This is a genomic window from Mesorhizobium sp. M7D.F.Ca.US.004.03.1.1 (assembly GCF_003998635.1).
Classification (GTDB): Bacteria; Pseudomonadota; Alphaproteobacteria; order Rhizobiales; family Rhizobiaceae; genus Mesorhizobium; species Mesorhizobium loti.
Map to the genome: position 1 here is coordinate 1 of NZ_RZQG01000204.1, position 7,803 is coordinate 7,803.

Consider the following 7,803-nt stretch of genomic DNA (forward strand, 5'->3'; position numbering starts at 1 on the left):
GTGATGCAGCATCTCGAATTCTGCCGGCAGGTGCTGTTTCCCGAACTCGATGTGCAGCTCACATCCGTCTCCGACCAGTGGGCGCAATTCTCGATTGCCGGCCCGAAAACGCGAGACCTGCTGAGGGAAATTCTCGACCCGGCGGAAGACCTGTCGAACGAAGGCTTTCCGTTCATGGGCGCGCGCGAGGTGACGTTGCGTGGTGGCCTCAAGGCGCGGCTGTTCCGCATCTCGTTCTCCGGTGAAATGGCGTTCGAGATTTCGGTGCCGGCGCGCTTTGGCGATGCCATGGCACGCAATCTGATGCTGGCCGGCGCGCCATTTGGCGTGACGCCTTACGGCACCGAGGCGCTCGGCGTCATGCGCGTCGAAAAGGGGCACATCGCCGGACCGGAACTGAGCGGCACGACGACGGCGGCCGATCTCGGTCTGGGTAAGATGATGTCGACCAAGAAGGATTATATCGGCCGCGTCATGGCCGGCCGCGAGGCGCTGGTCGCGCCGAATCGCCAGGTCGTTGTCGGCATCAAGCCGGTCGACAAGGCGCGCCGCCTGCGCTCCGGCGCGCACATCATTCCGAAGGGGCAGACACCCGGCCCAGGCAATGACCAGGGCTATGTCACTTCGGTCTGCTTCTCGCCGACATTGGATCAGTGGATCGGGTTGGCGCTGGTCGAACACGGCCGCGAACGCATCGGCGAGATCGTCCATGCGCATGATCCGTTGCGCGGCGAAGACTATGACGTCGAACTCTGCAATCCCGTCTTCTACGATCCGGATGGAGGGCGCCAGCGTGGTTGAGTTTTCCTGGGCTTCCCGCAGTCCCCTTGAAAAGGCACTGGTCACAGGCGCGCATGGTGCACGCGGTATCGAGGCCGGCGTTTCGCTGACCGAGATTCGCAATTTCGACCTGATCCAAGTCATGGCGCGGCGCGGCAAAGCGGCTGACATGGCCAAGGCTGCGAAGGTTCGCTTTGGCGTTGCTGCTCCGGATGCGCCGAAGGCGATGACTCCGGATGCCACGCTGATCTGGTCGGGACCGGATCAGTTCTTCGTCTTGTCGAAAGGCGACAAGCACGCGATGCAGACGTTGGCGCCGGCATTGTCCGGATCTGCCTCGCTGTCCGATCAGTCGCATGCACGCGCCCTGATCAGCATTTCCGGAACCAAGGCGCGTGCCTTGTTGGCCAAACTGTCGTCGATCGATTTGCATCCCACGACATTCCGGGTCGGCACGGCGGCGGCAACGTCGATGGATCACACCAGTGTCACGCTGTGGCGTGGGAATGATCGAGATGGATTGGCCGTGTTCAATCTCCTGGTGTTCGCGACCTTTGCCGAGAGCCTGTGGCACACGATGCTGGACTCGGCCGCAGAGTTTGGTGTGGACATCAGCCACAGCGAGAACTTGGCGTAGCGTTTGTGCGCGCCCTTCCCTTCTCCCCTTGTGGGAGAAGGTGGCCTCGCGAAGCGAGGTCGGATGAGGGGTGCTCCAGCTTGGCAAGGACGGTGCTCCGGCCAGCACCCCTCAACCGTCTCGGCGCTGCGCGCCGATCCACCTTCTCCCGCAAGGGGAGAAGGGAAGAAGTGCGCTTCACCTTGCCAAACGCACGCGCACTGCTATTCTTGCTGCTAAAGTAATTTTACACACAGGCAAACTTGTTTCTCGAACCGCAAGGCTGAGATGAGCCAGTCGCCCTACCCCGCAATTGCAGCCGGACCGCCCAAGCCCAGCCTCATCCTGAGGCCCGGCCAAATCGCGCTGCCGCCCGGCATGGAGCGTTATACGATCCAGGGCAACGGCGCGGTGCTCATCGATATCGAGGCCGGCGACACGATCACCGTGCGCAATGTCGAGGGTGGCCAGGCCTGCGAACTTCTGGCCTGGGACAAGACAGGCGCGACCGATCCCGGCATTTTTGGCGAAACATCGAACAGCAATGCCGCCGGCATCAAGGCGCTGCTCGCCGAGGGCGACGACAGTCTCGCAGCCCTGCGTCGCGGGCTCGCGCGCTGGCAGGTGCAGCTTGACCATGCCAAGGCGGTACGCGTCTTCGGCGGCACGACGCCGGCCGGCACCGAACAGAGTTTCACCGTCATACGCGACGGCGCGATGCTGATTGCCGCTCCCGGCGGGCCGATGCTGGTCGATGGTCACGACACGGCAACGCCCCTCACCGTCATCGTTCGCCGCACCACGATCCGTCCGGCGGCGAAATCGCAGCTGGCCGATCCGCTTGCCGATCCGGTGCTCGACCTGCGCGTCCATTCGGCGACGGCGGAATCCTATTTCGTCAAGGCCGGCGACTATCTGCAGATCATCGATGTCGACGGCCGCCAGTGCACCGATTTCCAGTGCTTTTCGGCGCGCAAGCTGGACAGGGGCCTTGACCATCCGCTCGACGTGACGACGACGCGCACGCTGATGGGTGCGAGCTACCCGATGCCAGGCCTGCATTCGAAATATTACGACCAGGACATGGAGCCGCTGGTCGAGGTGGTGCAGGACACATGCGGACGGCACGACGCATTCGCGCTCGCTTGCGCCGCAAAATATTACGACGACATCGGCTATCCCGGCCACACCAACTGCTCGGAGAACTTCAATCGCGCGCTGGCCGACAAGGGCGTCACGCCCCGCGCAGGCTGGATGGCGATCAACTTCTTCTTCAACACCGCGATCGACGCGCATGGCGTCATGGTGTCCGACGAGCCATGGTCACGGCCGGGCGACTATGTCCTGTTGCGCGCGCTGACCGACATCGTCTGCGTTTCCTCCGCCTGCCCCGACGACACGACGCCGGCCAATGGCTGGAACCCGACCGACATCCATGTGCGAACCTATTCCGGCCAGCACAAATTCTCGCGAGCGATCGCCAGACGCATGACGCCTGATTCGGAACCGAAAATGACCCGCGAGACTTCATTTCATTCGAGCTTTGCCAAGCACACCCGCAACTTCGCCGAGTACCGGGGCTACTGGCTCGCCAATTCCTTCGCCAAGGACGGGCCGATCGCCGAATACTGGGCCTGCCGCCAGGACGCGGTGATCATGGACCTGTCGCCGCTGCGCAAATTCGAGGTCACCGGCCCGGATTCCGAGGCGCTGCTGCAGTACACGCTGACCCGCGACGTCAAGAAGCTTGGCATCGGCCAGGTGGTCTATTCGGCCATGTGCTACGAGCACGGCGGCATGATCGACGACGGCACGCTGCTGCGGCTCGGCAAGGATAATTTCCGCTGGGTCGGCGGTGACGACCTGTCCGGCGAATGGCTGCGCGAGACGGCGGCGAAGCTTGGCCTCAACGTTCTGGTGCGATCGTCCACAGACCAGATGCACAATGTCGCCGTGCAGGGCCCGAAGAGCCGCGACATCCTCAGGGAAGTGATCTGGACCTCGCCGCTACAGCCGTCGATCGATGAACTCGAATGGTTCCGTTTTGCCGTCGCCCGCATCGGTGGCGGCAACGGCATTCCGGTGGTCGTCTCGCGCACCGGCTACACCGGCGAACTCGGCTACGAGATCTGGTGCCATCCGCGCGACGCCGAAAAGGTATTCGACGCCATCTGGGAGGCCGGCCAGCCGCATGGGCTGAAGCCGATGGGGCTGCAGGCGCTCGACATGGTCCGCATCGAGGCCGGGCTGATCTTCGCCGGCTACGAATTTTCCGACCAGACCGATCCGTTCGAGGCGGGTATCGGCTTCACCGTGCCGCTGAAGAGCAAGACCGACGATTTCATCGGCCGCGAAGCGCTGATCCGCCGCAAGGAGCACCCGCAGACGAAGCTGGTCGGCCTCGACATCGATGCCAATGTCGCCGTCGGCCATGGCGACTGCGTGCATGTCGGCCGCGCCCAGATCGGCGTGGTCACATCAGGCATGCGCTCGCCGGTGCTCAACAAGAACATCGCGCTGGCGAGGCTCGACGTCACCCATTCGGCCATTGGCACCGAGGTCGAGATCGGCAAGCTCGACGGCCATGCCAAGCGGCTGCCGGCGCGCGTCGTTGCCTTTGCGCATTACGATCCGCAGAAGGCCAAACCGCGCTCCTGAAAGCCGCTTTCGCAGCTGACAAGCCGACCGGCTGGCGATGTCACCGGGCGTTTGAGTCTGTGCGCTCACAAGCGTGATGTGCATGGCGCCACAAAACGCTTGACCTGAAAGCGCGCCGGATCAATCTTCACTGTTAAGAAAAAAATACGACTGAGTGGAAACACGGGCAGCAGCCCAAAGCATGCGTCGATGATGAAGCCTCGCGAAGTCGCGGCCGTCACGAACGGGGAACATCAAAATGGGGAACAAAGACACATGAGCACAATAGCGACTGCCCTGGATCAGCCTGCGGAAAGCAAGCTGCACCGGAATATCGACTGGCGCGGCGCCTTCTGGGTGGCGAGCGGCGTTCCGGCCCTCGTCCTGTTTTCGATCGGCGGCATTGCCGGCACGACCGGCACGCTGGCCTTCGCGATCTGGATCTTCTCCATGATCATGGGCTTCCTGCAATCCTTCACCTACGCCGAGATCGCCGGCCTGTTCCCGAACAAGTCGGGCGGCGCCTCGATTTACGGCGCCACCGCCTGGCTGCGCTATTCCAAGTTCATCGCGCCGCTGTCGGTCTGGTGCAACTGGTTTGCCTGGTCGCCGGTGCTGTCGCTCGGCTGCTCGATCGCCGCCGCCTACATCCTCAACGCGCTGGCGCCGGTGCCGCTGTTCACCGATGCCTCGCCGGATGTCGTCGCCTATATCGCCGCGCATGCCGGAACCAGTGCCGCCGACGCCATCACGGCGGTGACTGCAGCCGCAACGCCAGGGATTCGCAACTGGACGCTTTACAGCCACACGCTGGGACCGGTCTCGTTCACGTTCAACGCGACCTTCTTCATCGGCGCGGTGCTGATGCTGATCATCTTCGCCATCCAGCATCGCGGCATCCTCGGCACCGCCAATGTGCAGAAATATATCGGCCTGCTGGTCATCATCCCGATGCTGATCGTCGGCGTCGTGCCGATCATCACCGGCCAGATCAACTGGGCGAATTTCTCGCCACTGGTGCCGCTGGCGGCCGCCTATGCGCCTGAACCCGGCGCCTGGAACATCGCCGGCTGGACACTGGTGCTTGGCGGCATGTTCATCGCCGCCTGGTCGACCTACGGCTTCGAGACCGCCGTCTGCTACACGTCCGAGTTCAAGAACCCCGGCACCGACACGTTCAAGGCCATCTTCTATTCGGGCCTTCTGTGCATGCTGCTGTTTATCCTGGTGCCCTTCACCTTCCAGGGCGTGCTTGGCCTGAACGGCATGCTGGCGACGCCGATCGTCGACGGCTCCGGCGTCGCCGATGCCTTGGCCGGCATGGTCGGCGGCGGCGCACTGATCCACAGCCTGCTGGTGATGCTGATGATCCTGGCCTTGGTGCTGTGCATCATGACCGCCATGGCGGGCTCCTCGCGCACGCTCTACCAGGGCTCGGTCGATGGCTGGCTGCCGCGCTATCTCAGCCATGTCAACGAACATGGCGCACCGACGCGAGCGATGTGGACCGATCTGGTCTTCAACCTGATCGTGCTGGCCATCGCCTCGGCCGACGCGACGAGCTTCTTCTTCATCCTCGCCGTGTCGAACTGCGGCTACATCATCTTCAACTTCCTCAACCTCAACGCCGGCTGGATCCACCGCATGGACAACGGCCATATCGCCCGGCCATGGAAGGCGCCGAGCTGGCTGCTCGGCGTCGGTGCCATCTTCGCCTATGTCAACGCCATCTTCATGGGCGCCGGCGCCAAGGTCTGGAACCCGATGGCGCTGTGGGCCGGCCTGATCACGGCCGCGCTGATCATCCCGGTGTTCTGCTTCCGCCACTACATCCAGGACAAGGGCAAGTTCCCCGACCATATGCTGGCCGACCTCGGCATGAGTTCGTCCGATCTGGCAGTCAAGAAGGCGGGCATGCTGCCCTATCTGACGCTGGTCGCCGGCGTGGTGGTAATGCTGCTCGCCAACTGGTTCTTCGTCATCTGACGGCAAACTGAAGGGGTCGAGCACGTATCGCGCTCGACCCGAGCCTCCCGGCTGAAGCCCACTCCGATACTATCGGGGTGGGCTTTTTCGTTGCGGCCGGTGACAGGTCCATTGCGTTCCGTCAGTCGTGCGAATATGCTTGTTGTACGATCGTTCAACAAGCATATTCGCGAAGCTCTGATGACCTGCAATCCTCGCTACGAAATCCTGTTCGAGCCGATGCGGATCGGGCCTGTCACCGCGCCGAACCGCTTCTATCAAGTGCCGCACGCCAGCGGCATGACCAACGCCTTGCCACGGGTGCGCGCCGCCTTTCGCGAAGCCAAGGCCGAGGGCGGATGGGGCGTGATCTGCACCGGCGCCTGTTCGATCGACCCCAGTTCGGACGACGCGCCGCTGCCCTTCGCCACGATGTGGGACGACAACGACATCCGCGCCCATGCGCTGATGACGGAGGCCGTGCACCGCCATGGCGCGCTGGCCGGCGTGGAACTGTGGCACGGCGGCGCCTCGGTGATGAACAGGACGAGCCGCCTGCCGCCGCTGTCGCCGTCGGGAATTCCGTGGATGGCCACCCATGTCGGCTTCATGGGCAATTTGCGGCCGAAGACCATGGACAAGGCCGATATACGCGAGGTCTTGAGGTGTCAGGCCGAGGCGGCGCGCAAGGCGCGCACTGCCGGCTTCGACGTGGTCTACGTCTATGCCGGCATGGGCTATCTCGGCTACGAATTCCTGCTGCCGGAATACAATCATCGCGTCGACGAGTACGGCGGATCGATCGAGAACCGGGTGCGCTTCGTGCGCGAGATGATCGAGGTCACCAAGGATGCCGTCGGCAAGGATTGCGGCGTCGCCTTGCGCGTCAGCCTCGAGGAACTGCGCGGCAGGCCCGGCCGCAACCAGCCCTCGGAAGCGCACGAGCTGATCGAACTGCTGGCGGAGCTGCCGGACCTGTTCGACGTCAAGATGGATTCCAGCCCGACCGACTGTTCAGCGTCGCGCTTCACCGGCGAAGGCAGCCATGAGCCGGTGATCGATTTCGTCAAATCGCTGACGAAAAAGCCGGTGGTCGGCGTCGGCCGCTTCACCTCGCCCGACACCATGGTCTCGCAGATCAAACGCGGTGTGCTCGACTTCATCGGCGGCGCGCGGCCTTCGATCGCCGATCCCTTCCTGCCCAACAAGATCCGCGAGGGCCGCGAGGCCGAGATCCGCGAATGCATTGGCTGCAACATCTGCATTTCGAGCTGGCATGACGGCGTGCCGGTACGCTGCACCCAGAACCCGACCGCCGGCGAAGAGTGGCGGCGCGGCTGGCACCCCGAACGTGTCGAGCGCACTGATGCGCCTGAGCGGATCCTGATTGTCGGCGGCGGACCGGCTGGGCTCGAATGCGCGCTGACGCTCGGCCGTCGCGGCCATGAGGTGATGCTCGCCGACGGCAACCGCACCTTCGGCGGGCGGCTGACCTTCGAGAAGACGCTGCCCGGCCTTTCAGCCTGGAATCGCGTCGTCGATTACCGGCTTGGGCGTCTCAGCGAGATGGGCAACGTCTCGCTCTATCCCGAGAGTGTTTTGGGCGCGGGCGAGATCATCGACCTGGCGCCGGATCGCGTGGTGCTGGCGACCGGCGCGCGCTGGAGCAACATGCTCTACTCCTCGCTGGAGATTCCGGTCGGCAGGCTCGATCATCCTGATGTGCTCACCCCGGATGATATCGCCGCCGGCCGGCTTCCGCAGGGACCGACGCTCGTCTTCGATTTCGACAACTACTATATGGG

5 protein-coding genes are annotated in these 7,803 nt (G+C 63.6%); all 5 read left to right on the forward strand.

Annotation, left to right across the window (positions count from 1 at the left end; genetic code table 11):
* Positions 1–801: aminomethyltransferase family protein (locus tag EN935_RS14060; protein ID WP_245488938.1), on the forward strand; the 801-nt coding region annotated here is incomplete at its 5' end.
* Positions 794–1,417: a sarcosine oxidase subunit gamma family protein gene (locus EN935_RS14065; protein WP_127262459.1), complete on the forward strand. Its 624-nt coding sequence runs from the start codon at positions 794–796 to the stop codon at positions 1,415–1,417. The genes EN935_RS14060 and EN935_RS14065, both read left to right, overlap by 8 nt.
* A 267-nt stretch (positions 1,418–1,684) precedes the next feature.
* Positions 1,685–4,054 (forward strand): aminomethyltransferase family protein, encoded by a 2,370-nt coding sequence (locus EN935_RS14070; protein WP_127262458.1) that lies wholly within the window; start codon positions 1,685–1,687, stop codon positions 4,052–4,054.
* A gap of 255 nt (positions 4,055–4,309) precedes the next feature.
* Complete coding sequence (locus EN935_RS14075) at positions 4,310–6,019, forward strand: APC family permease (RefSeq protein WP_127262457.1); 1,710 nt, start codon at positions 4,310–4,312, stop codon at positions 6,017–6,019.
* A gap of 180 nt (positions 6,020–6,199) precedes the next feature.
* On the forward strand, positions 6,200–7,803 hold a 1,604-nt coding region (locus EN935_RS14080), incomplete at its 3' end, for an FAD-dependent oxidoreductase (RefSeq protein ID WP_127373385.1).

What these genes read in the sequence shown, in the direction of transcription:
- EN935_RS14070 (WP_127262458.1), top strand. Translation starts at nt 1,685, where the DNA reads ATGAGCCAGTCGCCCTACCCCGCAATTGCAGCCGGACCGCCCAAGCCC.
- EN935_RS14075 (WP_127262457.1), top strand. Translation starts at nt 4,310, where the DNA reads ATGAGCACAATAGCGACTGCCCTGGATCAGCCTGCGGAAAGCAAGCTG.